We start from the raw sequence: 26,085 nt of genomic DNA on the forward strand, positions 1-26,085 counted from the left end.
AAACAGGCGAAACAATACGTGAACATTTCAATTGTTTTGATAGGCTCACGACTTCCGTTGATGGCGAAGCGGAACAAATCGCGCACTCAGCGCCCTTTTTGCGGCTCCGCCTTTATGAAGTCGACGAAGGCGCGCAAGGCCGCCGGCATGTGGCGGCGGCTGGCGTAATAGAGAAAGGGTCCGGAGAATTCCGTCACCCACTCCTCCAGAATGAGCTGCAGCCGCCCGGCCTCGACTTCGGGCATCAGCAACTCCTCGAAGGTGCGCATGACGCCGAGACCGGCGACGGCCGCGCCAACCTCGATCTCGATCGCATTGGCCGACACCTGCCCCGTCGGCGTGATCATCAGCGTCTCGCCATTCCGGTCGAATTCCCACGGCGTCGCGCTCGTGCCGCTCAGGAACCGGTGGATGATGCAATCGTGGTCGATGAGATCGCGCGGATGCCGCGGCATTCCGCGACGCTCGAGGTAATCGGGCGACGCGGCCGTCACATAGCGCTGCCGCCGCGGACCGATCGGCACCGCGATCATGTCGCGCTCCAGCCGCTCGTCGTAGCGAATGCCGGCATCGTAGCCGGCGGCCAGAACGTCGATGAAGCTGTCCTCGGCGATCACCTCGATCCGCACCTTCGGATGGGCCGTCAGGAAGCGGTTGACGATACCGGGCAGGAAGGTGCGCGCCACGATCGTCGGCACGTTGAGCCTGAGCGTGCCCGAAGGTCCGTCGCGGAAACTGTCGAGCTGTCCGAGCGCCGACGCCACCTCGCCCAACGCCGGCGCCAGTCTCTCGAGCAGCCGCTGCCCTGCCTCCGTCGGCGTCACGCTGCGCGTCGTCCGGTTGAGAAGCCGGACCCCCAGCCGCTCCTCCAGCCGTCTCAGCGAATCGCTGAGCGACGAGGCCGAAACGCCGCGCTTGCGCGCCGCCGCGCGAAAGCTGCGCTCCCTGGCGATCGCCGTGAAGGCGTCGAGCTCGCTGAGCGGAAGATCATCCATTGTTCATTATCCCGCACGATGGGTTCGCATTGAGCCGAACCATCGCACAACGGCGCGCGAGACGAAAGGCGTGGGACCGGGCCGGCAGATATCCGTCAGACGGGACCGGAGAAAGTGTCGCACGCCTGAAGCTGGCCGCTGTCGAAGCCGCGCTGGAACCACTTCATGCGCTGCGCCGAGGTGCCGTGGTTGAAGCTTTCAGGCACGACATAGCCCTGGCTGCGCTTCTGCAGCGTATCGTCGCCGATCTGCTGCGCGGCGTTCAACGCCTCCTCGAGGTCGCCGGCTTCCAATATGCCCTTCTGCTGGGTGAACTTGCCCCAGATACCGGCGTAGCAATCGGCCTGCAGTTCCACGCGCACCGACATCTTGTTGGCATCGGCCTCGCTCATGCGCTGCCGCGCCTCGTTGAACTTGGGCAGGATGCCGAGCAGGTTCTGCACATGATGGCCCACCTCGTGCGACACGACATAGGCCTCGGCGAAATCGCCGGATGCGCCGAACTTGCGGCTGAGTTCGTTGAAGAAGGCCGTATCGAGATAGACCTTGCGGTCGCTCGGGCAGTAGAACGGTCCGGTCGCGGCCGACGCGAAGCCGCAGCCCGATTGCGTCTGCCCGGAAAACAGAACGAGACGCGGCTCCTCGTAATTGCTGCCCATCGACTGGAAGATGCCGTTCCAGGTATCCTCCGTCTCGGCGAGCACGGTCCGCACGAAGGCGGTCATCTCGTCGTTGGCGGGCGCCTGGCCGCCGCTGGACTGGCTCTGCTCGTAGCCAGGCCCGCTGGACGTGCCGCCATCCATCACCTGCAGCAGATCGATGCCCATGGCCTTGAAAATCAGATAGAGCACGACGAGGAAGATGATGGTGCCGATGCTGAGCCCGCCGCCGCGCCGGCCCATGCCGCCGCCGGACGGGAAGCTGAAGCCGCCCCCTCTTCCAAGGCCCCCCATGGAAGGATCACCGCGACGATCCTCGATATTATCGGACTGACGCCGGCCTTTCCATTCCATGTTGATCTCCCCGCAGAGGCTGCTTTCTCTCTCATCCCTTATATATCCGGGGAAACGGGAAATTCCAGCCGATTTCAGCCACGCTCACGCGCCTTCGCGGCCGCGACAGGCGCTTGACGCGCGCCTTGCTTTCGCTCCTTCTGCAAGAGGGAGATATCGGAGGAGAATTGGGCATGAAGGCAGTGCGGCTGGAAGCAATCGGGAAACTCTCGCTCGGAGAGGTTGGGAAGCCCAGCCCCGGTCCGGGCGAGCTGCTTGTCCGCGTCGCGGCCTGCGGCATCTGCGGTACCGACAGGCACCTGCTTCACGGCGAATTCCCATCCAGACCACCCGTCACGCTCGGCCACGAATTCACCGGCGTCATCGAGGAGATCGGCCCCGCCGTCAGCGGTTTTCGGAAGGGCATGCGCATCACCGGCGACCCGAACATCGCCTGCGGCCAATGCGACCAGTGCCAGCGCGGCCGCGTCAATCTCTGCCGCAACCTCCAGGCAATCGGCATCAGCCGCGACGGCGGCTTCGCGGAGTATGTGATCGTCCCGCAAAAACAGGCCTTCGCGCTGCCAGATGATATCGATCCCGTCCACGGCGCCTTCTGCGAACCGCTCGCCTGCTGCCTGCATGGCGTCGATCTGGCCGAGATTAGGACCGGCTCGTCTGTGGTTGTATTGGGCGGCGGCGTCATCGGGCTGCTGGTCGTGCAACTCGCGCGCCTTGCCGGCGCCACCCACGTGGTGCTTATCACCCGCAACGCCGACAAGCGGCGGCTGGCCGAAAGCCTCGGCGCCACAGCAACCGCCGACCCCACGGACGGCGACATCATCAAACACATCACCGCGCCGGATGGTTTGCTGCCGGGCGGCGCCGATGTGGTCATCGAATGCGCCGGCGTCGCCGAGACCGTCGAGCAGGCGCCTGCCCTTACCCGTCATGGCGGCACGGTCGTGATTCTCGGCGTCATGCCGCAAGGCGCGAAAGTGTCGATCGAGCCCTTCGACCTGCTGTTTCGCGAAATCAGACTGATTGGCTCCTTCATCAACCCCTTCACCCACAGGCGCGCCGCCGACCTGATCGCATCGGGCGCGATCAAGGTCGAGCCGCTGATCTCGCGCCGCATCGGGCTTGCCGAAGCGGTGGAAGCGATCGGCAATCCGGCCCGTCCCGGCGAGATTCGCGCCCTCGTTTTGCCGGGTCTTGGCTAGCCCCTTCCGATTCCTGTCGATTCCGTAAATTATGGGGTTCCGTTCACGGATACATTTGCCTATAAGCCGCTTCTAGCCTGAAAAGACCATCATATGCGCGACCCGGCCGGTGCCTCCCACCCTGGCCGGCTTTCTGCGCAGCTAGGAAACGGAAAAAAGCCCATGCCGAAGCGCCAAGACATCAAATCGATCCTCATCATCGGCGCAGGACCGATCGTCATTGGCCAGGCATGCGAATTCGACTACTCCGGCACACAGGCCTGCAAGGCGCTGAAGGAGGAAGGCTACCGCGTCATCCTCGTCAACTCCAACCCGGCCACGATCATGACCGACCCGGGTCTCGCCGACGCGACCTATGTCGAGCCGATCACCCCCGAAGTCGTCGCCAAGATCATCGCCAAGGAGCGCCCCGACGCGCTGCTGCCGACCATGGGCGGTCAGACCGCGCTCAACACCGCGCTGTCCTTGAAGCGCATGGGCGTTCTCGACCGCTACAACGTCGAGATGATCGGCGCCAAGCCGGCCGCCATCGACATGGCCGAAGACCGCGCCCTGTTCCGCGAAGCCATGGACCGCATCGGCCTCGAAACCCCGCGCTCGATGCTCGCCAACGCCACCGACATCAAGGATGCCGACCGCAAGACGCATGAAGCCGAGCGCAACAAGCTGAAGGAAAGCCTCTCCGGCGCCGAGCTCGACAAGGCGCTCGACGAGCTGGAAAACCAGTGGAACCTCGGCGAGACCGATCGCAAGCAGCGCTACATCAGCCACGCCATGGCGATTGCCGCCCAGGCGGTCGACGTCGTCGGTCTGCCCGCCATCATCCGCCCCTCCTTCACCATGGGCGGCACCGGCGGCGGCATCGCCTATAACCGCTCGGAGTTCTTCGAAATCATCGGCGGCGGCCTCGATGCCTCGCCGACCACCGAAGTGCTGATCGAAGAATCGGTTCTCGGCTGGAAGGAATATGAAATGGAAGTCGTCCGCGACAAGGCGGACAACTGTATCATCATCTGCTCGATCGAAAACATCGACCCGATGGGCGTCCACACGGGCGACTCGATCACCGTCGCGCCGGCTCTGACGCTGACCGACAAGGAATACCAGATGATGCGCAATGCCTCGATCGCGGTTCTGCGCGAGATCGGCGTTGAAACCGGCGGCTCGAACGTCCAGTTCGCCGTCAACCCGAAGGACGGCCGCCTCGTCGTCATCGAAATGAACCCGCGCGTCTCACGCTCCTCGGCTCTGGCCTCCAAGGCCACCGGCTTCCCGATCGCCAAGGTCGCCGCCAAGCTCGCCATCGGCTACACGCTCGACGAACTCGACAACGACATCACCGGCGGCGCGACGCCCGCCTCGTTCGAACCGTCGATCGACTACGTCGTCACCAAGATCCCGCGTTTCGCCTTCGAGAAGTTCCCGGGCGCCTCGCCGGTTCTGACGACCGCCATGAAGTCGGTCGGTGAAGTCATGGCCATTGGCCGCACCTTCGCCGAATCGCTGCAGAAGGCGCTGCGCGGTCTGGAAACCGGCCTCACCGGCCTCGACGAAATCGAAATCCCCGGCATCGAGGAAGGCGAAGGCAGCCAAAACGCCATTCGCGCCGCCATCGGCACGCCGACGCCGGATCGCTTGCGCATGGTCGCCCAGGCGCTACGCATGGGCATGAGCCCCGAGGAAGTGCACGAAGGCTGCAAGATCGACCCGTGGTTCATCGCCCAGTTCAAGGCGATCATCGACATGGAAGCCCGTGTTCGCGAACACGGCCTGCCCACCGACGCCGCAAACCTGCGTACGCTGAAGGCCATGGGCTTCTCCGACGCCCGCCTCGCGACGCTGTCGGGCAAGCGCCCGAAGGAAGTGGCCGAGCTGCGCAATTCGCTGAATGTCCGCCCGGTCTTCAAGCGCATCGACACCTGCGCGGCCGAATTCGCCTCCCCCACCGCCTACATGTATTCGAGCTACGAGACGCCCTTTGTCGGCGTCGCCCGCTCGGAAGCCGAGATATCCGACCGCAAGAAGGTCGTCATCCTCGGCGGCGGTCCGAACCGTATCGGCCAGGGCATCGAGTTCGACTATTGCTGCTGCCATGCCGCGTTCGCTCTTCGCGACGCCGGCTATGAAGCCATCATGATCAACTGCAACCCGGAAACGGTCTCGACCGACTACGACACCTCCGATCGCCTCTACTTCGAGCCGCTGACGGCCGAAGACGTGATCGAAATCCTGCGCGCTGAGCAGGAGAAGGGCGAAGTCGTCGGCGTCATCGTGCAGTTTGGCGGCCAGACCCCGCTCAAGCTCGCCGAAGCGCTTGAGAAGAACGGTATCCCGATCCTCGGCACCGCGCCTGATATGATCGACCTTGCCGAAGACCGCGACCGCTTCCAGAAGCTGCTGATCAAGCTCGACCTGACGCAGCCGAACAACGGTATCGCCTACTCGGTCGAACAGGCCCGCCTGGTCGCCACCGAGATCGGCTTCCCGCTGGTCGTTCGCCCGTCCTACGTTCTGGGTGGCCGCGCCATGCAGATCATCCACAATGAGAGCATGCTGCAGACCTACCTGCTCGACACCGTTCCGGAGCTGGTGCCCGAGGACATCAAGCAGCGCTACCCGAACGACAAGACCGGCCAGATCAACACCCTGCTCGGCAAGAACCCGCTGCTCTTCGACAGCTACCTGTCGAACGCCATCGAAGTCGACGTCGACTGCCTCTCCGACGGCAAGGACGCCTTCATCGCCGGCATCATGGAGCACATCGAGGAAGCCGGCATTCACTCCGGCGACTCGGCTTGCTCGCTGCCCCCGCGCACCCTCTCGCCGGAGATGATCGACGAGCTCGAGCGTCAGGCGAAGTCGATGGCCAAGTCCCTCAACGTCGTCGGCCTGATGAACGTCCAGTTCGCCATCAAGGACGGCACCGTCTACGTGCTCGAAGTGAACCCGCGCGCCTCGCGTACCGTTCCCTTCGTGGCTAAGACCATCGGCGCCCCGATCGCCAAGATCGCCGCCCGCGCCATGGCCGGCGAAAAGCTCGATCCGCTGTTTGCCGCCTATGGCGAAAAGCCGGACCCGCGCAACCTGAAGCACATCGCCGTCAAGGAAGCCGTCTTCCCGTTCGCCCGCTTCCCCGGCGTCGACACGCTGCTCGGCCCGGAAATGCGCTCGACCGGTGAAGTCATCGGCCTCGACACCGATTTCGCGCTGGCCTTCGCCAAGTCGCAGCTCGGCGCCAGCGTCGAGCTGCCGCGTGACGGAACGGTCTTCGTATCGGTACGCGACGACGACAAGCCGCGCGTGCTTCCCGCGATCCGCATGCTGGTCGAACAGGGCTTCAAGGTTCTGGCCACCGGCGGCACCGCCCGCTTCCTCGCCGAAAACGGCATCGAGGCCGTGAAGATCAACAAGGTGCTCGAGGGCCGTCCGCACATCGAGGACGCCATCCGCAACCGTCAGGTCCAGCTGGTCATCAACACGACCGATAGCAACAAGGCGATCTCCGACTCCAAGTCGCTGCGCCGCGCCACGCTGATGCAGAAGGTGCCCTACTACACCACCATGGCCGGCGCCGAGGCAGCCGCCCAGGCAATCAAGGCGCTGAAGGCCGGCAACCTCGAGGTTCGCCCGCTGCAGAGCTACTTCGCCTGATAGATCAAAGCCGGCCGTGAGCACTCACGACCGGCTTTTTGCCGCGTAGCGGCCAACGCGACGACACGCCGAAGTGTCGCAAAACGCGACAATCCACCTGAGATTTCAAACCCTTTGCGATCATGTTACGATATCCCCTCACGTGAGGGGCATCGATGGGCAAGAATATCGTCATTCTGTTCGATGGCACGTCGAACGAAATCTCCGCCGACCGAACCAATATTCTCAGGCTCTTCGGTGTTCTCGACCGCAGCGACAAACAGATCGTCTATTACGATCCCGGCGTCGGCACCTTCGGCGCCGCCAATGCCTGGTCCAACGCATACCGCAAGACGGTCGAACTCTGGGGCCTGGCAACCGGCTGGGGCCTCGACCAGAACGTCAAGGAGGCCTACCGCTTCCTCGTCGACAATTACGAGCCCGGCGAACCGGGCGACGATCAGGAATACCGGGACCGCGACAACATCTACATCTTCGGCTTCAGCCGCGGTGCCTATACGGCACGGGTGCTGGCAGGCTTCGTCCATTCGCTCGGGCTGATGAGCAAGTACCACGTCAACCTGATCGACTACGCCTACAACACCTACAAGGGCATCTCCGAAAGCGAGCAGCAGCAGGGCGGAGCGGATGCCGCCGATGTCGATTGGGACGCGCCCTCGGCCTTCAAGACCATGCGCCTCTACGAACGCACGCTGAAGACCGACCGCCCGCCGATCAAGCTGCTCGGTCTCTTCGATACCGTGTCCTCGGTCATCGTCTGGGGCAAATGGCGCCCGCAATTCCTGACGCTTCCCTTCACCGATCGCAATCCGAGCGTCGAAGTGGTACGCCACGCGCTCGCCATCGATGAGCGGCGAACCACGTTCAACCCACTGCCATGGCGACAAGAGCAGGACTATTGGGGCGGCCCCTTCAAGCCACCCGCCCCGGCCCTGCAGGATATGAAGGAAGTCTGGTTCTCCGGCGTCCACGGCGATATCGGCGGCGGCTATCCGGAAACGGAGAGCGCCGCGATCAAGATACCGCTCGCCTGGATGATCGCCGAGACCAGGGCAATCGGGCTTAGTTACGACGAGGACGCGGTAAACCAACTCGTCGACGGCAGCAGCCAGACGAAGAGCTACGTCCGACCGACCCCGACAGCACCGCTGCACGACTCGATGAACTGGGCATGGAAACTGCTCGAATATGTGCCTCGGCGCGTGCCGATCACCTCCTGGCGCAAGCTCGGCGACACGACACGCATCTACCTGCCGCTCTCGGATCGCCGCCTCATCCCCGAAGGAGCTCGGCTGCACCAGTCCGTCATCGACCGACTGTCATCGACGATGGCGCCGCCCTATGCTCCGCCGAACCTGCCGCGACAATTCGTGACGGAGCCCTGGAGCAACGACAGCCAGACGCCATCGGCCGATCCGGCGCTCTCTATAATTCCTCCGGCCGCTTGAAATAGGCCTCGAGGCGATAACCGTCAGGATCGATGACGAAGGCCGCATAGTAGAACTGGCTGTAATCCGGGCGCACGCCCGGCGCGCCGTTGTCGGTTCCGCCATTGGCAAGCCCGGCCGCGTAAAACGCATCGACCGATGCCTCGCTCGGCGCCACGAAGCAGAAGTGCAGCCCCGATTCCATGTCGGGTGCCACGGGCCTCGCCACCTCGCCGACCCAGAGCGCCACCCGATCGGCGCCATAGCCGCTGACATTGCCGAAATTCGTCAGCCGCTCATAGCCGAGCGGGGCCAGCGCCGCGTCGTAGAATGCCTGCGACTTCTCAAGGCTCCTCACACCAATCGACACATGATCGAACATAGGCGGTCTCCTGTTTGCGATTACCGGTCACGCTACAACATTCGGGCTGAAGCGCTATGGCAATTCGCAAATTGCCGAGATCTTGCGGACGCGACGCGACCACCCGCAGTAAGCGATATTTCATGGCTCCTAACGCACCGAAATTGACCCAAGCATAATCCATAAGAATGAAACCAAAACGTGAAATTACTCATTGAAACGGATTTCAATATATTTAAGATAATCAACAATCGAAGCCAATCATCAGCAATCATAAATATAAAAGAGAACAATAATGAAGTTCTTCGGAATCATCTTGATCTTATTTGGACTGCCACTATCCTTCATCCCGATCATTGGAATACCGATGATCATAATTGGATTTATCATGATCCTTTCGTCGATCGGCAGCTCGAATGCGGACAAAACCGCGCAAGCCCTGGCCAAGCAGATGACAACCGTGCGGCAGCAGCCGGCACCTGTGCCCGCAAACAACGCGGAAGCGGAGAGATGGGCCGCTCTTGCCAAGTATGACGACGACGTGCGCGGCGCGGTGGAAGCGCTGGAGCCACTCGGCAGTGCCGCGATCGACAAGCTGAGCGCAACCTATCTCGCCCTAAACGACAAGACGAAACTGCCGCGCATCGTTGCCGACATCCAAGCCGAGTTCGGCCGATCTTAGCGCTTGACGATGCGCGTTCGCAGCTAACACTGCCGCAGCCCGCTTGATCAGCATCCTCCGCATTTAGCAAGAATACGGAGGATGCGGTCCTCTGAACCTCCTAGGCCATCAGCTCACGCACCCGTACCATATCCGCCCGAAACAGCGCCATCTCCTCCGCCTTCAACCGCTCGTCGGGAATGCGCAGCAGATAGGACGGGTGGACGGTGACGAACAGCGTTCGTTCCTTGCCCATCCTGATCGGCTGTCCCCTGATATCGGACAGCTTGTGCTTCGTATCCGTCAGCGCCGTCAGCGCGGTGGCGCCCATGGCGACGATCAGCTTCGGCTTGACGAGCTCGATCTCCAGATTGAGCCACCAGCGGCAATGCGTGACCTCACCCATGTTCGGCCGCTGGTGGATGCGGCGCTTGCCGCGCGGCTCGTATTTGAAGTGCTTCACCGCATTAGTCACATAGACCGACTGCCGGTCGATCTCCGCCTCGCCGGCCACCTGGTCGAACACCTTGCCCGCAGGCCCCACGAACGGCCGCCCGGCGAGATCCTCCTGATCTCCAGGCTGCTCGCCGACGAACATAACATGCGCATCTTCAGGCCCCTCGCCGAACACCGTCTGCGTTGCCTTCTCGTGCAGCGGACAGCGCGTGCAGACGGACGCCTCCTCGCGCAGCGCCGCCAGCGTGCCCGCGGGTGCTCTTGGTGCGGCGGGCACACGGCGCGCCGCCTCCTGCAGCCGGTCGTGAAACGGCAGTGGTTCGCTCGCCTGGCGTTTGGCCATCTCCAGGACCTTGCTTTCCGCATCGGCGATCATGCCGGGAATGAGATCGGCCTCGGGCAGGTTCTTCCAGTATTTCTTCGGCATCTCCGCCTGCATCGCCTTCACCTTGAGGCGGGCCGGATTGAAGATGTTGGCATAATAGGTTCGCCACAGCTGGTCGGCCGGATCGGTGAGATCGGGCTTCTCACACGGGTCATGGCTGACGGTCAGCTTCTCGCCGTCCCAGGCAGCCGATCCCCTTGGTGTCGCGATCACCCAGTCCATGTCGTTGAACCGCTTCTGGAAGAACGGCGCCTTGCGGCCGACGATGTGATGATCCGGCTCGAACCAGGCAAGAAACTTCCGCCGCCCGTTGAGCGATATCCCCGAGCCGACCTCCTTGAACCGCACGAAGGCGGTCATCTTGTGGGCATCGCGGCGCACGCTCTTGTCCATCGCGCGTGCCCGCGCCACGTCCTCGTCCGAGGCGACGTCGAGCAGCGAGCGATCGCTTTGCAGCCGCCAGAGCAGCCGATAGAGGAGGTAGAAGCGCATTGGATCGCTATGGCAGATCACCGCTTCCGCAAGCCCGATGAAGGCGGGCGGCACCGTCAGCGGCTTGGAAGCATCGAGCGGCGGCAGCTTCGAAGACACTTCAGGCGCGGCAAACAGATCCGTTTCGCGATACCGCTCCCGCCACTCTATTTCCTCGGGCGCCACACCCGACGCCGCCAGCCGCCGCGCCGCGTCCCGCCACTCGGCCAATTCCCCCCGGCCCTCCAACAACACGGTAATCATCACAGCAACGACAGTTGTTCCGGCTTCGGCTCGAACATCGCCCTCAGATCCGGTCGGTCGATCAGCCGGCGCGGCGACCAGCCCTCGGCCGAGATGAACGCCTGCACCTTCTTGATCGACACGCCGAGCCGCGTCAGATCCTCGATCCTGAGCGTCCTGAACCGCCGCGCCGAGAGGATCGATTTCACCGTCTTCGTCCCCAGTCCCGGCACCCTCAGCAGCGTCTCGCGCGGCGCCCTGTTGATGTCGACGGGGAAATCGTTGCGGTTGCCGAGCGCCCAGGCAAGCTTCGGATCGAGATTGAGGTCGAGCATGCCGCCCTCCTGCGAGGACGTGATCTCGTCGATGCCGAAGCCATAGAAGCGATAGAGCCAGTCGGCCTGGTAGAGGCGGTGTTCGCGCATCAGCGGCGGCTTGATCAGCGGCAGGTTCCTCGAGGAGTCGGGAATGGGGCTGAAGGCCGAGTAATAGACGCGCCTCAGCCCGTAGCTGCCATAAAGCTGCGCGCTGGTGCCGAGAATGGTCGCGTCATTGGCGCCATCGGCGCCGACGATCATCTGCGTGCTCTGCCCGCCCGGCACGAAGCGCTTGCGCCGCTTGGTCTGCAGCGTCGGCTCGGACGCCGCCTCGATCTTCAATCGGAGATCGCCCATCGAGCGGCGAATGCTGGCGGGCTTCTTTTCCGGCGCCAGCTGCGCGATGCCGCGATCGGTCGGCAGCTCGATGTTGAGCGATAGCCGGTCGGCATAGAGCCCGGCTTCCTCGATCAGATGCGGCGAGGCCTCGGGAATGGATTTCAGATGAATGTAGCCCCGGAAATTATGCGTGGTGCGCAGTTCGCGCACAATCCGCACCATCTCTTCCATCGTGTGGTCGGAGGAGCGGATGATGCCAGACGACAGGAAAAGCCCCTCGATATAATTGCGCCGATAAAACTCCAGCGTCAGCCAGATAACCTCTTCGGGCGTGAACCGCGCCCGCTCCACATTGCTGGAGGAGCGGTTGATGCAATAGGCGCAGTCGTAGATGCAGAAATTGGTGAGCAGGATCTTCAAGAGCGAAATGCATCGTCCATCCGGCGCATAGGCATGGCAGATGCCCGCACCTTCAGTCGAACCAAGCCCGCCGCTCTTGCTGGAATCGCGCTTGGTCGTTCCGCTGGAGGCGCAGGAGGCGTCATACTTGGCCGCGTCCGAGAGGATGGCCAACCGCTCTTCGAGTGACTTCTTCATGCCTATGTTCACTATATGTTCCATGACTAACAGTCAAGAAAAGCCGCTTTCAATTGATGCTTTTCAAGTTTGACGCGAAAAGCCATGAGGGGTTGCAAGTCGCTTCATCGAATTCTCTGGAAATCGACGGAGGCTATCTGCTATAAACGAAGCAGATAGCGTTTTGGCATGGTTCCGAAGTTCCCCTTCGGGACCTGTTTTCTTTTGTGTCGCTGCCTAGCCGACACAAGGACTGAAGGACAGGAAAATGGTTGATAAGGTACCGATGACGCAGGGTGGTTTCGTCAAGCTGCAGGAAGAGCTGCGCTGGCGTCAGCAGGAAGAACGCCCGCGAATCATCGAGGCAATTGCCGAGGCCCGCGCCCATGGCGACCTCTCGGAAAACGCCGAGTACCATGCCGCCAAGGAAGCGCAGAGCCACAACGAAGGCCGCATCGGCGAACTCGAGGACCTGACGGCGCGCGCCGAAGTCATCGACCTCTCCAAGATGTCCGGCAGCACGATCAAGTTCGGCGCCAAGGTGAAGCTCGTCGACGAGGACACCGAGGAAGAAAAGACCTACCAGATCGTCGGCGACCAGGAGGCCGACGTGAAGGCCGGCCGCATCTCCATCTCCTCCCCGATCGCCCGCGCGCTGATCGGCAAGGAAGTCGGCGATTCCATCGAAGTCAACGCGCCAGGCGGCTCCAAGGCTTACGAAGTTCTGGCCATCACCTGGGGCTGAGGGTGTTGGCGGATCGCGGCCGATCGCACATCGTCGATATAGCCGACGTCGAAATCATAGCGCCGAACTTCAAGAAGCGTCTGTCAGGCGTCACATCGACGATCATCCAGCTTGTTCCGGTCCAGCGGGCGCTCGGTCAGAAGATCGCGGCGCTCGGGCCGGGCCTGCCGGCGTCGATCCCGCATATCCGCTTCCGCGATCTCTTGAAATTGTGGCGCGCGCCCTCGGCCCGGCCGTTCCGCGTCTGGCACGCCCGCCGCAACATCGAGATGCTCCCTGCACTCATCATGCGCGACATCCTGCGCATGAAGCTGAAGATCGTCTTCACCTCCGCCTCGCAGCGCAAGCATAGCGGCTGGACGAAGTTCCTCGTCTCGAAGATGGACGCGGTGATCGCGACATCGGGCAAGACGGCGAATTATCTCGAGGTCCCCAACACCGTCATCCTGCACGGCATCGACACCGCGCGCTTCTCGCCACCAACGGATAAGGCGCAGGCGAAGCGCGAATGCGACCTCGACCCGCAAAGGAAGATCGCCGGCTGCTTCGGCCGCGTGCGCCACCAGAAGGGCACCGACCTCTTCGTCGACACCATGCTGCGGCTGCTTCCTGATCACCCTCGGTGGAGCGCCATCATCGCCGGCCGCGCCACCGCCCAGCATGTAGAGTTCGAAAACGGCCTGAAGGCCAAGGTGGCAGCCGCCGGCCTCTCGGACCGCATCCTCTTCGTCGGCGAGCATACGAACATCAACGACTGGTACCGCGCGCTCGATCTGTTCGTCGCGCCGCAGCGCTGGGAAGGTTTCGGCCTGACGCCACTCGAAGCCATGGCCTCCGGCGTGCCTGTGGTGGCAACCGATGTCGGCGCCTTTCCCGAGATCGTCACGACCGGTGATAACGGCGCGGGCATGCTGATTGCCCGCGACGATCTCGACGCAATGGCGCATGCCGTCGCGGAACTCATGGATGATGAAAGCCGCCTGGCGCGGCTCGCGGCCAATGCCCAGACGCATGTCATGGAAAACTTCCGCATCGAAGGTGAGGCCACGAAGCTGAAGGCCGTCTACGACAGCCTCGGCTGAGACAAATCAGACCTCTGTCAGGCCGAGCTTCTTGATCTGGCGGATCGTCAGCATGGTGCGCACGGTATCGACATGCTCGTTGGCCGTCAGCACCTCGATCACGAAATCCTGGAAGCGCGTCAGGTTTTCGGCCACGCAATGCAGCAGGAAATCGCTATCGCCAGAGACCATCCACGCCTGGCGCACCAGCGGCCACTGCGTGGTTGCCGCGGCAAACGCCTTGAGATTGGCTTCCGACTGATGCTTGAGCCCGACCATGCAGAAGGCGACGAGATCGAAGCCCAGCTTCGGGCTGTTCAGCATCGCGTGATAGCCTTCGATGACGCCGGACTCTTCCAGCTTGCGCACGCGCCGAAGACAGGGCGGCGCCGAAATGCCGACCCGGTCGGCGAGCTCGACGTTGGTCATGCGGCCATCCGCCTGCAGCTCACGCAAGATCTTGATATCGATGGCGTCCAGTTCAGCGCGAACCAAGCGAGTGCCTTTCTTTAAATTCCCGAATCCAGCTTCTATATAAAGCGGCACAATACGCAAGAATCTTTCCCTGAGATGACGGAATCTTGCACATCCACACCGAATGCCTTGTTGGTAACGCAAGGCTGCCCTTGAATAAAAGCATTGGTCGTTCATAAATACGCATGGACGCGTGATGGCCGCATTCGCCTTATATCCAGCGCGTCCAGCCAGTTGAAAGGAAGTCTCATGTCCGCCCGCCACACCAAGGTGCTCATCATCGGGTCCGGCCCCGCCGGCTATACCGCTGCAGTCTATGCGGCGCGCGCGATGCTGAAGCCGGTCCTGATCGCGGGGATGGAACAAGGCGGACAGCTGATGATCACCACCGACGTCGAGAACTATCCTGGTTTCGCCGATCCGATCCAGGGCCCCTGGCTGATGGACCAGATGCTGCAGCAGGCCAAGCACGTCGGCGCCGAGATCGTCAACGACATCGTCACCGAGGTCGAGGTCAACCAGCGCCCCTTCGTCGCACGCACCGATAGCGGCCAGGTCTGGACGGCGGACACGCTGATCATCGCCACCGGCGCCAAGGCCAAGTGGCTCGGCATCGAGAGCGAGCAGACCTTCCAGGGCTTCGGCGTCTCCGCCTGCGCCACCTGTGACGGCTTCTTCTATCGCAACAAGGACGTGATCGTGGTCGGCGGCGGCAACTCGGCCGTCGAGGAAGCGCTCTACCTCTCCAACATCGCCAAGACCGTGACGGTCGTGCACCGCCGCGACAGTTTCCGCTCGGAAAAGATCCTGCAGGAACGCATCTTCGCCAAGGAGAACGTCAAGATCCTCTGGAACACCGAGATCGCCGAGATCACTGGCGCGCCGGCCAAGCCGCCGATGCCGCCGTCCGTCTCCGGCGTTCGTCTGCGCGACACGCGCACCGGCACCGTTGCCGACCACACGATCGACGGCGTCTTCGTGGCCATCGGTCATGCGCCGGCGACAGAGCTCTTCAAGGGCAAGCTGAAACTGAAGGACAACGGCTACCTCTGGACGGCGCCGGATTCGACCGCGACGTCGGTCGAGGGCATCTACGCCGCCGGCGACGTCACCGACGACACCTTCCGCCAGGCGATCACCGCCGCCGGCATGGGTTGCATGGCAGCGCTCGAGGCCGAACGTTATCTCACGGGCCACATGCCCGTCGCAGTAGCTGCGGAGTAAGATCGGCATGAGAGGTGGTGGAATGCCGTTGGACTGGGACAAGCTGCGTATTTTCCACGCAGCCGCCGAAGCCGGTTCGTTTACGCACGCGGCCGACAAGCTGCACCTGTCCCAATCCGCGATCAGCCGCCAGGTGAGCGCCCTGGAGCAGGATGTCGGCACCAAGCTGTTCCACCGCCATGCCCGCGGCCTCATCCTCACCGAACAGGGCGAACTGCTCTACCGCACCGCCCACGACGTGCTCCTGAAGCTCGAAACCGTGAAGATGCAGCTGACCGAGACGACGGAAACGCCGTCGGGCAAGCTGCGCGTCACGACCACCGTCGGCCTCGGCCAGGGTTGGCTCACCGACAAGATCCAGGAGTTCATGCAACTCTATCCCGATGTGCAGATCCAGCTCATCCTCGACAACGAGGAAGTGGATGTGAACATGCGCTATGCCGACTGCGCGATTCGCCTGCGTCAGCCGCAGCAATCCGACCTCATCCAGCGCAAGCTGTTCACCGTGCACATGCACGTCTATGCGGCCCCCTCCTACATCAATCGATTTGGCGAGCCGCAGGCGGTCGAGGATCTCGACAACCACCGAATCATCACCTTCGGCGAACCGGCGCCGAACTATCTGCTTGACGTGAACTGGCTGGAAGTCGCCGGCCGCTCGTCCGACAACAAGCGTATTCCGCACCTGCAGATCAACAGCCAGACCTCGATCAAGCGCGCCTGCCTGCTCGGCATGGGCGTGGCCTGCCTGCCCGATTATATCGTCGGCCGAGACCCTGGCCTGATTCAGCTGCCGATCAATGCCGACGTGCCGTCCTTCGACACCTATTTCTGCTATCCCGACGAAATGAAGAATGCCGCCAAGCTCAAGGCTTTTCGCGACTTCATCGTCAGCAAGGCCAGAAACTGGAGCTTCTAACTGTTTTCGTGGCGACATTGGCAGCCGTGCAAAGCGCGCATGCCTGACATGCACAAAAATTGGTTGCCGACTGCACATTAAAACACCATATCAACCTCAGCTGATGCATACGGTGGCTTTTCCTCCCAGTTCCACCGCATTGGCTGTTCCCCTCTGGAGGTTTAGACCTTCATACCTATAAAGGGCCCCGAATTTTCGGTGGCCCTCTTTTTTTGCCCTGATTTTCCGCATTGCAGCAAAAAATGCTGCATTGCATAGCAGGCATGCGCAAAAGGGCATTGAAATCTGCCCGCCAAAGCATCATATCGCACTCAGTTGATGCACATGGCGGTTCTCTCCCAGTGCCGCTGCATTAGCTGTTCCCCTCTGGAGGTTGAATAACCTTCACACCTTAAAGGGCCCCGTTCATTCGGTGGCCCTCTTTTTTTGCTTAAAATTTAACCACGCAAAAAATCACAGGCGCCGTTCGCGCATATCTTGAACATCGAAAACCGACGATCCATATATCGACCAGAAGCGATTTGCGGTTCGGTAAACGACGATGGACAACGACGAAATCCTCAAGGCGCTCTCCCATCCCAAGCGGATGGAGATCCTGAACTGGCTGAAGAATCCCGAGGAGCATTTCTCTTCGCAGGAGCACCCGCTCGAAATGGGTGTCTGCGCCAGCCAGTTCGAGCGCTGCGGCCTCTCGCAATCGACCGTCTCCGCCCATCTGGGTACGCTGAGCCGCGCCAACCTCGTCACCACGCGCCGGGTCGGCCAGTGGATCTTCTACAAGCGCAACGAGGAAACCATCGCTGCCTTCCTCAAGCAACTGGCGCGGGATCTCTGATCCATGCGCCCTTGCTTCCCTCCCATCAAGCGCCCCCATCCCTCGACCGCGAGCAGAGCCGCAACGCCTGATCTGGTCGACCGATTGTCTTCCTGAGCCCCCAAACCACCACCACCGAAAGGACTTCCCATGAGCAAGCTCTTCGAACCGACGCAGGTCGGCGACATCGCCGTCAAGAACCGCATCGTCATGGCCCCGCTGACCCGCAACCGCTCACCGGGCGCCGTGCCGAACGACCTCAACGTCGAATATTACACGCAGCGCGCCACCGCCGGCCTGATCGTCACCGAAGCGACCGCGATCACCCACCAGGGCCAGGGCTATGCCGATGTCCCCGGCCTCTACAGCAAGGAAGCGCTGGATGGCTGGAAGCGGGTGACCGACGCCGTCCACGCCCATGGCGGCAAGATCGTCGTCCAGATGTGGCATGTCGGCCGCATCTCGCACACGACGCTGCAGCCGAACGGCGGCAAGCCGGTCTCATCAAGCAACAAGACCGCCAAGTCGAAGACCTACCTCGTCAATTCAGACGGCACCGGTTCTTTCGCCGAAACCTCCGAGCCCCGCGCGCTTGAAACCGCCGAAATCGCTGGCATCGTCGAGGACTACCGTAAGGCCGCCCGCGCCGCGATCGACGCCGGCTTCGATGGCGTCGAGATCCACGCCGCCAACGGCTACCTGATCGACCAGTTCCTGCGCGCCGACATCAACGACCGTACCGACCAGTATGGCGGCTCGATCGAAAACCGCGCCCGCTTCCTGTTCGAAGTGGTCGATGCGATCACCAGGGAAATCGGCCCGCGCGTAACCGGCATCCGTATTTCTCCGGTCACTCCCGCCAACGACGCATCCGACGCCGCCCCGCAGCCGCTCTTCGACTATGTCGTCGAGGGCCTCGCGAAATACGACCTCGCCTTCATCCACGTCATCGAAGGCGCCACTGGCGGCGACCGCAACTTCCAGCAGGGCGACAAGCCCTTCGACTATGCCGGCCTGCGCGCCGCCTATGAAAAGGCCGGCGGCAAGGCAAGCTGGATGGTCAACAACGGCTACGATCGCCAGCTCGCCATCGACACCGCCGAGAACGGCAAGGCCGACCTGATCGCCTTCGGCAAGCCCTTCATCGCCAACCCCGATCTCGTCGAGCGCCTCGAGGCCAACGCCCCGCTCAACGAAATCGACCAGGCCACACTCTACGGCGGCGGCCCGAAGGGCTACATCGACTACCCGGCCCTCGAAAAGGTCGCCTGAACATCACCAAAGCCTTCGAAATCCCGCCACCCGGCGGGATTTCTCTTTATGGCCCACCTCGTTTCCCTTTCCGGCCGCGACCGGCTAGCATCCCGCCATGTTCAAGCCCTATCTCGACCGCTGGCACCTCACGCCCGACGGTGCCCCTGTCGTCACCCACTCCAGCCATCTCCTGCCCGTGCTCTGGCGCGGCAAGCCGGCCATGTTGAAGCTGAGCACCGACGAAGCCGAACGATCGGGCACCGCGGTGATGCACTGGTGGGACGGAAACGGTGCGGCCAAGGTCTATCGCCACGACGCCGACGCCATCGTGCTCGAGCGAGCCCAAGGCGACCGCTCGCTGCTCGCCATGGCCTCGCGCGGACAAGACGACGAGGCAAGCCGCATCCTTTGCGACACCATTGCCAGACTGCACGCGCCGCGCCACGCGCCGAAGCCGCCGCTCATTCCCCTTGCCCGATGGTTCAGCGACCTGGCTCCGGCCGCCGGCAGATACGGCGGCGTGCTCACCGATTGCCACGACATCGCCGCCGCCCTGCTCGCCGACCCACGCGACGAGACCGTCCTGCACGGCGACATCCACCACGGTAATGTCCTCGATTTCGAGGAACACGGCTGGCTGGCGATCGATCCGAAGGGCCTCACCGGCGAACGCGGCTTCGACTACGCCAACATCTTCGCCAACCCGGAACTCTCGACGGTCACCGACCCCAATCGGCTGCGACGCCAACTGCTGGTCATATCCGCTGCCGCCAGTCTCGAGCCCGAGCGCCTGCTACGCTGGATCGCCGCCTATTGCGGCCTCTCCGCCGCCTGGTTTCTCGGCGACGGCTCGACGAGGGAAGCGGAGAGCCCGCTTGCGGTAGCCCGCATCGCGTTCGCGGAATTGAGCCGACGCTAGATCTAGCCACGCGGCGCGACCGCTTCGATCTCACCAGACGTCGGCCCCTCAAGGCAACCCAGCGAGCGCAGTGTCGCCTTCACGGCCTCATCGATCGGCGTGCGCGGCTCGACACCGAGTTCCGCCACCAGCCGGTCATTGCTCATCCGGACCGGCTCGCGCCAGAGATAGCGCATCTCCTTCAATTCGCGCATGAAGGTCACGAAGGGTGCCGCCAGCGGCACGACGAACCAGGGAAAGCTCCGCACCTTCACCCGCCCGCCAGCGGCGCGCCTGATCGCCTCGACCATCTCTTGCCCGTCGCGATCCCAGAAGCCGTCCATATGATAGACGGCGAAATCGGGCAGCCGGTCGCGGCGCTCGACCAATTGCACCATGGTTTCCGCGACATCGGGCAGATAGGCCCACTGATGCCCCACACCCTTGCGCGCCGGATTGGCCACGGTGGAAACGGGCTTGCCCGGCGTGATCATGCCCTGCGACAACCAGCTGCTCCCCGCGCCCGGCCCAAAGAAGTCGCCGGCCCTGACGATGATCACGGGAGCCCCATCCCGCGATGCCGCGTCCAGCCGCCTCTCCATCTCGACGCGGATAGCACCCTTCCTGGTCAGCGGATGCTGCGGGCTATCCTCGCGAAGCACGGGAAATGCATCCGGCCCGAAATTATAGACCGTCCCTGGAAGCACGACCGTTGCTCCGACCGCTTTGGCGGAAGCAATCGTATTGTCGAGCATCGGCAGCACCAGCTTTTCCCAATCGCGGTAGCCGGGTGGATTGACGGCGTGCACGATCAGGCTCGCCCCTTGCGCGGCGGCCATCACATCGGCCGCACGCATCGCATCTCCCTGCACCCAGTTCAAACAGGGCTCGGCGGCGCGCGCCTTCTCCACATTGCGGTTGAGCGCCCGGACATGCCAGCCGCCAGCCGAGAGCTTGCGGGCAACCGCGCCGCCGATGCCGCCGGTTGCTCCGAGAACAAGTGCGATCTGCTGTGTCATCATCGTCTCCATCGTTTGATGATGTGACGATGCGCTCAAGCACGGATAAACGAAATTGACGAAATTCCTATCTCCTCTATACATATTTGAATGACAACAGAGCCAAGCTGGGATTTCTACCGCACGCTTCTCGCCGTGCTCAACCACGGTTCGCTGTCGGCCGCCGCCCGCGAACTCGGGCTGACGCAACCGACCATCGGCCGCCATGTCGACGCATTGGAAGAGATCGTCGGCGTCCCCCTCTTCGTCCGCTCGCAAAGCGGGCTGATGCCGACCGAGGCCGCCCTTGAAATCAGGCCTTACGCCGAAACGCTGGCATCGACGTCCGCCGCCCTTCTGCGCACCGCCTCCGGCCACCGCGACCGCGTCGCCGGACCGGTCCGCATCAGCGCCAGCGAGGTGATCGGCGTCGAGGTTCTGCCCTCGATCCTGGCACCTTTGATGCGACGATACCCGGAACTCGAGATCGAACTTTCCGCCTCCGACGCCGTCGAGGATCTGCTCAGCCGCGAAGCCGACATCGCCGTGCGCATGAGCGAGCCGGCGCAGGACGCGCTCGTCGTGCGCCGCATCGGTGACATCCCGCTCGGCTTTCACGCCCATCGCCGCTATCTCGACCATCGCGGAACACCACAAACGCTAGCCGATCTCGAGGGCCACCGCCTGATCGGCTTCGACCGGCACACCGGCTATGTCAGAACGATGTTGAAACGCTATCCCGTCTTCGCCGACCTCTCATTCGACTTCAAGGCTGACAGCACGCTGGCGCAGCTGGCGGCGATACGCTCGGGTCTGGGGATCGGAATGTGCCAGACGGGGCTCATGGCGTCGGACCCGGATCTTGTCCACGTCCTGCCGCGGGCGTTTCAAATCCCGCTTGCGACCTGGGTGGTGATGCACGAGGCGATCAAGACCTCGCCGCGCTACCGCGTCACCTTCGATGCGCTGGTCGCGGGCCTGCTCGATTATATCGGGGAAAAAGCGCTCGTCCGCCGGGACTGACGGAACGCCTCATGAAGGGTGCGATCGGTCAGGCGCGCGGCGACGTGGCGGGCTGGTGGGTCTTCCAGTTGCCGTCGACCACCTCGGTCTCCGGACGGTCGCCACCTTCGGCATATTCCTCGTGCCACTTGCCCTTGTCGTCCTGCCAGCTGATCTCGGCGGAATCGCCGCCGACCTGCTGCTCGGCCGCGACGATACGGGCCGCCTCCAAAGCTTCGGAATGTGTCGGAAAGGCCTCCGAATACACGTCTCCAAGCCGGTAGGCCCAGCCGCCATCGTGCTGGACGACTTCATAGACCACCTTGACCATGCACTTCACTCCTCTTTTGCCTGTTGAACACCCGGAGCGACCGGATTGGATCCAGTCCCGCGCGGTGCCATCTGGCAAAAAGACGAGAGGCGCCGCGATATGCTTCCGGCTGACCGATGAGGCAGTATTCCATTAAATGTCCAAGACTGCAAACCTGCCCCGGGGGACCGCCGACTTGATATGTGAAATCATCGCCTTAGACTTGATACATGAATCAAGACCGGAGCCGGACCTTGGGGATCGCGTCACGCCTGAAAACCGAACGGTACCTGCTGATCGCCATTGCCGTCGGCCTCTTCGCCTTTCTGTCCGAACAGGCGATCATGGACATGGGCCGAGGGGCGGCGCTGATTGCCGCGGTCGCGCTGGTGGTGACCATCGTGCTCGCCTCCATGCGTGTCGCCCATCACGCCGAGATCCTCGCCATCAAGGTCGGCGATCCCTATGGCACGATGATCCTGACGCTTTCGGCGGTCGCCGTCGAAGTCATCATCCTCGCCATCATGGTGGCCGACGAAAGCTCGCCGACGCTGGTGCGCGACACGATCTACTCGGCGCTGATGCTCGATATCAACGGCATTCTCGGCCTCGCCGCCCTGCTCGGCGGATTGAAGCACGGCGAACAACCCTATAACGACAATTCCGGCAAGACCTATGGCGTCATGATCCTGACGGCCATCGGCATTTCCATGATCGTCCCGGAATTCGTGCCGTCGGACAAATGGCACTACTACTCGGCCTTCACCATCGTCGCGATGATCGCGCTCTACGCCCTCTTCCTGCGCATGCAGGTCGGCCAGCACAGCTATTTCTTCAGCTACAGCTACCCGCGCAGCGAGCGCAAGGCGGAGGCTTCGGCGCCTCATCCCGACGAAGGATCGACTGCCGCGTCGATCGCCACCATTCTCGCGGGCGTCGTCATCATCGGCGTGCTCGCCGAATTCATGTCGGCCTTCATGACCACGGGCCTCAAGGGCACAGGCGCGCCGATCGGCCTCACCGCCCTCGTCGTCGCCACCATATCGGCCGCGCCCGAGATCCTGACCGCGCTGCGCGCCGCCTTGAAGAACCGCATGCAGGCAACCGTGAACATCGCCATGGGCGCCTCGCTCTCGACGGTCATCCTGACCGTCCCGGTCATGGAGGCGATCGCGCTCTACACCGGCCAGCCCTTCATCATGGCGATGACGCCGGTGCAGACGGTGATGGTCACGATCACCCTGATCGCCGCCGCCATCAACCTCAACGACGGCGAAACCAATGCCATCGAGGGCATGACCCATTTCATTCTGTTCGCGACGTTCCTGATGCTGACCAGCCTGGGGTTATGAAGCGTTCAGGCCGGAACCATTCGAATACGTAAATCAACGGCTTGCGACGAGTGGATGAATCGTTTTGCGAACACCGCACCGCAGCCAACAAAAAACCCGCCGTCGCCGGCGGGTCGCCGTCGCCGGCGGGTTTCGAAGTTCAAAACGAGACTGCTTACTTGCAGGCGCCGCAGAAGCGCTGGATGCGCTTGCAGGCTTCTTCGAGCAGTTCTTCCGAGGTCGCGTAGGAGATGCGGAAGTTCGGGCCGAGGCCGAAGGCCGAACCGTGCACCACGGCGACGCCTTCCGATTCCAGAAGCTCGGACACGAAGTCCTCGTCCGTCTCGATGACCTTGCCCGTCGGCGCCGTCTTGCCGATCAGGCCGGCGCAGGACGGGTAGACGTAGAAGGCGCCTTCCGGGTTCGGGCAGGAAATGCCCTTGGCCAGGTTCAGCATCGACACGACGAGGTCGCGGCGGCCTTCGAAGATCTTCTTGTTCTCGGGAATGAACGCCTGCGTGCCGTTGAGCGCCTCGACGGCGGCCCACTGCGCGATCGACGATGCGCCCGAGGTCTGCTGGCCCTGGATCATGTCCATCGCCTTGATCAGCTGGATCGGGCCGGCCGCGTAGCCGATACGCCAGCCGGTCATCGCGTAGGCCTTGGAGACGCCGTTCATGGTGAGCGTGCGGTCGTAGAGCTTCGGCTCGACTTCGACAGGCGTGACGAACTTGAAGTCGCCATAGGTCAGGTGCTCGTACATGTCGTCGGTCAGAACCCAGACATGCGGATGCTTGAGCAGCACGTCGGTGAGCGCCTTGAGCTCGTCATGCGTATAGGCGGCACCCGACGGGTTGGACGGCGAGTTGAAGATGAACCACTTCGTCTTCGGCGTGATCGCCTTGTCGAGATCTTCAGCCTGGAGCTTGAAGTTGTTTTCCTGCGTCGTCATGACCGTGACCGGCGTGCCGCCGCACAGCGCCACCATCTCGGGATACGACACCCAGTAGGGCGCCGGGATGACGACTTCATCGCCGGCATTCAGCGTCGCCATGAAGGCGTTGAAAAGAATCTGCTTGCCGCCGGTGCCGACGATCGTCTGCTCCCAGGAGTAATCCAGGCCGTTCTCGCGCTTGAACTTCGCGGCGATCGCCTTGCGCAGTTCCGGGATACCCGAAACCGGCGTGTACTTCGTCTCGCCGCGGTTGATCGCGTCGATCGCCGCCTGCTTGATGTTGTCGGGCGTATCGAAGTCCGGCTCGCCGGCGCCGAGACCGATCACGTCACGGCCTTTTGCTTTCAACTCGCGCGCTTTCTGGGAAACGGCGATGGTGGCTGAAGGCTTCACACGGGAAAGAGCATCGGCAAGAAAGGCCATGATATCGGTCCTATACGGTTGATTTTAGCAGACGGCCGGGGCCAGAATTCTGCGCTACGGTCTATGTCCAATGTAGGCAGGCTTTTCAAGGCCAAACGCGTGATGAAAACGATGATTCTTCGTGATCATTCGCGTCATCGGGATCAAGATTCGCCGTGTCGAACTTCGCCTGCCCGGCACCATCCCGATTTACGCCCTGAAATCAAAACCTTCGCCCCATCGGCCCTTTCGCGAACGACCGGCGCGGTTCAGGCCGCAAACACAATGCCGTTATCCCCTACCCTTTAAGGCTTGAAGCCAGGCGCCCCACCCCCAAGTCTCAGGCAGCGGTGATGGATTTGCATTGGTGGGATGGACGATGACATCGGTTTCGACACTTCGGCTCGGTGTGATGCTGGCGGCGGTAGCGGCTGTCGCCCTGTCGATCCCCGCCATGGCGGCCGACACGGTCGACACCAAAAAGGTGCGGGTTCAGGTCGAAACGATAGCCGCGGGTTTGGAAAATCCATGGGCGGTGGCGGCCCTTCCCGATGGCGGCTATCTGGTGACCGAGCGCCCGGGGCGTTTGCGGATCGTCAGGGACGGCAAGCTCTCCGCGCCGATATCGGGCGTACCCAAGGTCAGCGCCAGAAGCCAGGGCGGCCTGCTGGATGTGGAACTGGCGCCCGATTTCGCAACGTCGCGCGTTCTCTATCTCACGGCCGCGACCATCGGCGACGGCGGCTCGGGCACCGAAGCCTTCAGTGCCACGCTTTCCGACGACGGAACGGCGCTTGAGAACGTCAAGTCGATCTTCAAGATGCGCAAGTTCACCAGCGCCGGCCTGCAGTATGGTTCGCGCATCGCCATCGCCAGGGATGGCTCGCTCTTCATCAGCGTCGGCGACCGCGGCGATCGCGACCGCTCCCAGGACTGGGGGGACGATGCCGGCTCGATCGTCCACATCAATGCCGATGGCAGCATCCCCGCCGACAATCCCTTCAAGGACGGAGGCCCCCTCAAGGACGGCGGGAAGCCGCTGCCGGAAATCTGGTCGAAGGGCCACAGAAACCCGCAGGGCATCGCCTTCGACGCCGCCGACGGCAAGCTCTACACCGTCGAGCACGGCGCGCGCGGCGGCGACGAGATCAACGGCATCGAGCCCGGCAAGAATTACGGCTGGCCGATCATCACCTACGGCCGCGACTATTCCGGCGTCGAGATCGGCGAAGGCACGGCCAAGAAGGGGCTGGAGCAGCCGCTCTATTATTGGGATCCCTCGATCGCGCCGGGCGCGCTCGCCATCTATCGCGGCAAGATGTTTCCGGAATGGGATGGCGATTTCCTGGTCGCCGCCCTGAAGTTCCAGATGCTGTCGCGCATGCAGCGCGATGACAGCGGCGCCTTCGTGGCCGAGGAGCGCATGTTCGACGGCGCCTATGGCCGCATGCGCGACGTCGTGGTCGCCCCCGACGGCGCGCTCCTGATCGTCACCGACGAGGATGACGGCGCGCTGCTGCGTGTCTCCAGGGCACCTGCCGACAACGGCTGATCTGTCGGGCGGCTGATCTATCGGGCGGCTGCCTTGCCCTCTTTAGAAG

23 protein-coding genes are annotated in these 26,085 nt (G+C 62.7%); 14 read left to right on the top strand and 9 right to left on the bottom strand.

The window, feature by feature from the left end:
• Positions 1-86 precede the first annotated feature (86 nt).
• Both GGQ67_RS06050 and ypfJ read right to left on the bottom strand, forming a co-directional pair.
• Entirely contained in the window at positions 87-995 is a 909-nt protein-coding gene (locus GGQ67_RS06050) for a LysR family transcriptional regulator (protein WP_183899283.1), read from the bottom strand.
• Positions 996-1,090: 95 nt separating this feature from the next.
• Positions 1,091-2,008, bottom strand: a complete 918-nt coding sequence (gene ypfJ / locus GGQ67_RS06055) for a KPN_02809 family neutral zinc metallopeptidase (protein ID WP_183899284.1) — start codon at positions 2,006-2,008, stop codon at positions 1,091-1,093.
• 173 nt (positions 2,009-2,181) lie between these two features.
• Between ypfJ and GGQ67_RS06060 the strand changes: the two genes are divergently transcribed.
• From GGQ67_RS06060 to GGQ67_RS06070, 3 genes are all read left to right on the top strand, one after another.
• Entirely contained in the window at positions 2,182-3,210 is a 1,029-nt protein-coding gene (locus tag GGQ67_RS06060) for a zinc-dependent alcohol dehydrogenase family protein (protein ID WP_183899285.1), read from the top strand.
• A 162-nt stretch (positions 3,211-3,372) separates the two neighbouring features.
• Positions 3,373-6,861, top strand: a complete 3,489-nt coding sequence (gene carB / locus GGQ67_RS06065) for a carbamoyl-phosphate synthase large subunit (protein WP_183899286.1) — start codon at positions 3,373-3,375, stop codon at positions 6,859-6,861.
• Between the two features lie 155 nt (positions 6,862-7,016).
• Positions 7,017-8,309, top strand: a complete 1,293-nt coding sequence (locus GGQ67_RS06070) for a T6SS phospholipase effector Tle1-like catalytic domain-containing protein (RefSeq protein ID WP_183899287.1) — start codon at positions 7,017-7,019, stop codon at positions 8,307-8,309.
• Here the strand turns inward: GGQ67_RS06070 and GGQ67_RS06075 are convergent.
• Positions 8,287-8,670, bottom strand: a complete 384-nt coding sequence (locus GGQ67_RS06075; protein WP_183899288.1) for a VOC family protein — start codon at positions 8,668-8,670, stop codon at positions 8,287-8,289. The two genes, GGQ67_RS06070 and GGQ67_RS06075, sit on opposite strands and share 23 nt — an antisense overlap.
• A gap of 274 nt (positions 8,671-8,944) precedes the next feature.
• Here GGQ67_RS06075 and GGQ67_RS06080 point away from each other — a divergent pair, with 274 nt between their 5' ends.
• A complete protein-coding gene (locus tag GGQ67_RS06080; RefSeq protein WP_183899289.1) occupies positions 8,945-9,331 on the top strand; it encodes a hypothetical protein in 387 nt (128 codons plus the stop codon).
• A 100-nt stretch (positions 9,332-9,431) separates the two neighbouring features.
• Here GGQ67_RS06080 and GGQ67_RS06085 read toward each other — a convergent pair whose 3' ends face one another.
• Positions 9,432-10,886, bottom strand: a complete 1,455-nt coding sequence (locus GGQ67_RS06085; RefSeq protein WP_183899290.1) for a UdgX family uracil-DNA binding protein — start codon at positions 10,884-10,886, stop codon at positions 9,432-9,434.
• A complete protein-coding gene (locus GGQ67_RS06090; protein ID WP_183899291.1) occupies positions 10,886-12,118 on the bottom strand; it encodes a putative DNA modification/repair radical SAM protein in 1,233 nt (410 codons plus the stop codon). The genes GGQ67_RS06085 and GGQ67_RS06090 overlap by 1 nt, the downstream gene beginning before the upstream one ends.
• A gap of 247 nt (positions 12,119-12,365) precedes the next feature.
• On the opposite strand from GGQ67_RS06090, the gene greA reads away from it, so the two are divergent.
• Both greA and GGQ67_RS06100 read left to right on the top strand, forming a co-directional pair.
• Positions 12,366-12,842, top strand: a complete 477-nt coding sequence (gene greA / locus GGQ67_RS06095) for a transcription elongation factor GreA (RefSeq protein WP_018897430.1) — start codon at positions 12,366-12,368, stop codon at positions 12,840-12,842.
• 29 nt (positions 12,843-12,871) lie between these two features.
• Positions 12,872-13,924, top strand: coding sequence for a glycosyltransferase (locus GGQ67_RS06100; RefSeq protein WP_183899410.1), 1,053 nt, complete (start codon positions 12,872-12,874; stop codon positions 13,922-13,924).
• Positions 13,925-13,930: 6 nt separating this feature from the next.
• Here GGQ67_RS06100 and GGQ67_RS06105 read toward each other — a convergent pair whose 3' ends face one another.
• Positions 13,931-14,398 carry an Lrp/AsnC family transcriptional regulator gene (locus tag GGQ67_RS06105; RefSeq protein ID WP_018897428.1) on the bottom strand — a complete coding sequence of 156 codons (468 nt, stop codon included), beginning with the start codon at positions 14,396-14,398 and terminating at the stop codon, positions 13,931-13,933.
• A 228-nt stretch (positions 14,399-14,626) separates the two neighbouring features.
• Here GGQ67_RS06105 and trxB point away from each other — a divergent pair, with 228 nt between their 5' ends.
• From trxB to GGQ67_RS06130, 5 genes are all read left to right on the top strand, one after another.
• The gene (trxB, locus tag GGQ67_RS06110) at positions 14,627-15,601 is read left to right on the top strand and encodes a thioredoxin-disulfide reductase (protein WP_183899292.1); all 975 of its coding nucleotides are present in this window, start codon (positions 14,627-14,629) and stop codon (positions 15,599-15,601) included.
• A gap of 22 nt (positions 15,602-15,623) precedes the next feature.
• A complete protein-coding gene (locus tag GGQ67_RS06115; RefSeq protein ID WP_183899293.1) occupies positions 15,624-16,520 on the top strand; it encodes a LysR family transcriptional regulator VtlR in 897 nt (298 codons plus the stop codon).
• 541 nt (positions 16,521-17,061) lie between these two features.
• The gene (locus GGQ67_RS06120) at positions 17,062-17,355 is read left to right on the top strand and encodes an ArsR/SmtB family transcription factor (protein WP_183899294.1); all 294 of its coding nucleotides are present in this window, start codon (positions 17,062-17,064) and stop codon (positions 17,353-17,355) included.
• Positions 17,356-17,484: 129 nt separating this feature from the next.
• Entirely contained in the window at positions 17,485-18,606 is a 1,122-nt protein-coding gene (locus GGQ67_RS06125) for an alkene reductase (RefSeq protein WP_183899295.1), read from the top strand.
• Between the two features lie 97 nt (positions 18,607-18,703).
• Entirely contained in the window at positions 18,704-19,507 is an 804-nt protein-coding gene (locus GGQ67_RS06130) for an aminoglycoside phosphotransferase family protein (protein ID WP_183899296.1), read from the top strand.
• Positions 19,508-19,509: 2 nt separating this feature from the next.
• Here the strand turns inward: GGQ67_RS06130 and GGQ67_RS06135 are convergent, their stop codons facing one another.
• On the bottom strand, positions 19,510-20,505 hold the full coding sequence (locus tag GGQ67_RS06135; RefSeq protein ID WP_425503753.1) for an NAD(P)H-binding protein: 996 nt from the start codon (positions 20,503-20,505) through the stop codon (positions 19,510-19,512).
• A gap of 90 nt (positions 20,506-20,595) precedes the next feature.
• On the opposite strand from GGQ67_RS06135, the gene GGQ67_RS06140 reads away from it, so the two are divergent.
• Entirely contained in the window at positions 20,596-21,507 is a 912-nt protein-coding gene (locus GGQ67_RS06140; protein WP_183899298.1) for a LysR family transcriptional regulator, read from the top strand.
• 28 nt (positions 21,508-21,535) lie between these two features.
• On the opposite strand, the gene GGQ67_RS06145 is transcribed toward GGQ67_RS06140, so the two are convergent.
• On the bottom strand, positions 21,536-21,817 hold the full coding sequence (locus GGQ67_RS06145; protein WP_183899299.1) for a DUF2188 domain-containing protein: 282 nt from the start codon (positions 21,815-21,817) through the stop codon (positions 21,536-21,538).
• Positions 21,818-22,050: 233 nt separating this feature from the next.
• On the opposite strand from GGQ67_RS06145, the gene GGQ67_RS06150 reads away from it, so the two are divergent.
• On the top strand, positions 22,051-23,148 hold the full coding sequence (locus GGQ67_RS06150) for a calcium:cation antiporter (RefSeq protein WP_183899300.1): 1,098 nt from the start codon (positions 22,051-22,053) through the stop codon (positions 23,146-23,148).
• Positions 23,149-23,302: 154 nt separating this feature from the next.
• Here the strand turns inward: GGQ67_RS06150 and GGQ67_RS06155 are convergent, their stop codons facing one another.
• Positions 23,303-24,505 carry a pyridoxal phosphate-dependent aminotransferase gene (locus GGQ67_RS06155; protein WP_183899301.1) on the bottom strand — a complete coding sequence of 401 codons (1,203 nt, stop codon included), beginning with the start codon at positions 24,503-24,505 and terminating at the stop codon, positions 23,303-23,305.
• A gap of 358 nt (positions 24,506-24,863) precedes the next feature.
• Here GGQ67_RS06155 and GGQ67_RS06160 point away from each other — a divergent pair, with 358 nt between their 5' ends.
• Positions 24,864-26,036 (top strand): PQQ-dependent sugar dehydrogenase, encoded by a 1,173-nt coding sequence (locus tag GGQ67_RS06160; protein ID WP_183899302.1) that lies wholly within the window; start codon positions 24,864-24,866, stop codon positions 26,034-26,036.
• Positions 26,037-26,085 lie beyond the last annotated feature (49 nt).

Source organism: Rhizobium metallidurans (assembly GCF_014196505.1).
GTDB lineage: Bacteria > Pseudomonadota > Alphaproteobacteria > Rhizobiales > Rhizobiaceae > Rhizobium > Rhizobium metallidurans.

What these genes read in the sequence shown, in the direction of transcription:
- greA (WP_018897430.1), top strand. Translation starts at nt 12,366, where the DNA reads ATGGTTGATAAGGTACCGATGACGCAGGGTGGTTTCGTCAAGCTGCAG.
- GGQ67_RS06120 (WP_183899294.1), top strand. Translation starts at nt 17,062, where the DNA reads ATGGACAACGACGAAATCCTCAAGGCGCTCTCCCATCCCAAGCGGATG.
- GGQ67_RS06090 (WP_183899291.1), bottom strand. Translation starts at nt 12,118, where the DNA reads ATGAAGAAGTCACTCGAAGAGCGGTTGGCCATCCTCTCGGACGCGGCC.
- GGQ67_RS06085 (WP_183899290.1), bottom strand. Translation starts at nt 10,886, where the DNA reads ATGATTACCGTGTTGTTGGAGGGCCGGGGGGAATTGGCCGAGTGGCGG.
- GGQ67_RS06080 (WP_183899289.1), top strand. Translation starts at nt 8,945, where the DNA reads ATGAAGTTCTTCGGAATCATCTTGATCTTATTTGGACTGCCACTATCC.
- GGQ67_RS06140 (WP_183899298.1), top strand. Translation starts at nt 20,596, where the DNA reads ATGACAACAGAGCCAAGCTGGGATTTCTACCGCACGCTTCTCGCCGTG.
- GGQ67_RS06050 (WP_183899283.1), bottom strand. Translation starts at nt 995, where the DNA reads ATGGATGATCTTCCGCTCAGCGAGCTCGACGCCTTCACGGCGATCGCC.
- ypfJ (WP_183899284.1), bottom strand. Translation starts at nt 2,008, where the DNA reads ATGGAATGGAAAGGCCGGCGTCAGTCCGATAATATCGAGGATCGTCGC.
- GGQ67_RS06115 (WP_183899293.1), top strand. Translation starts at nt 15,624, where the DNA reads ATGCCGTTGGACTGGGACAAGCTGCGTATTTTCCACGCAGCCGCCGAA.
- carB (WP_183899286.1), top strand. Translation starts at nt 3,373, where the DNA reads ATGCCGAAGCGCCAAGACATCAAATCGATCCTCATCATCGGCGCAGGA.
- GGQ67_RS06125 (WP_183899295.1), top strand. Translation starts at nt 17,485, where the DNA reads ATGAGCAAGCTCTTCGAACCGACGCAGGTCGGCGACATCGCCGTCAAG.
- GGQ67_RS06160 (WP_183899302.1), top strand. Translation starts at nt 24,864, where the DNA reads ATGACATCGGTTTCGACACTTCGGCTCGGTGTGATGCTGGCGGCGGTA.
- GGQ67_RS06070 (WP_183899287.1), top strand. Translation starts at nt 7,017, where the DNA reads ATGGGCAAGAATATCGTCATTCTGTTCGATGGCACGTCGAACGAAATC.
- GGQ67_RS06135 (WP_425503753.1), bottom strand. Translation starts at nt 20,505, where the DNA reads ATGACACAGCAGATCGCACTTGTTCTCGGAGCAACCGGCGGCATCGGC.
- trxB (WP_183899292.1), top strand. Translation starts at nt 14,627, where the DNA reads ATGTCCGCCCGCCACACCAAGGTGCTCATCATCGGGTCCGGCCCCGCC.
- GGQ67_RS06145 (WP_183899299.1), bottom strand. Translation starts at nt 21,817, where the DNA reads ATGGTCAAGGTGGTCTATGAAGTCGTCCAGCACGATGGCGGCTGGGCC.
- GGQ67_RS06130 (WP_183899296.1), top strand. Translation starts at nt 18,704, where the DNA reads ATGTTCAAGCCCTATCTCGACCGCTGGCACCTCACGCCCGACGGTGCC.
- GGQ67_RS06060 (WP_183899285.1), top strand. Translation starts at nt 2,182, where the DNA reads ATGAAGGCAGTGCGGCTGGAAGCAATCGGGAAACTCTCGCTCGGAGAG.
- GGQ67_RS06155 (WP_183899301.1), bottom strand. Translation starts at nt 24,505, where the DNA reads ATGGCCTTTCTTGCCGATGCTCTTTCCCGTGTGAAGCCTTCAGCCACC.
- GGQ67_RS06075 (WP_183899288.1), bottom strand. Translation starts at nt 8,670, where the DNA reads ATGTTCGATCATGTGTCGATTGGTGTGAGGAGCCTTGAGAAGTCGCAG.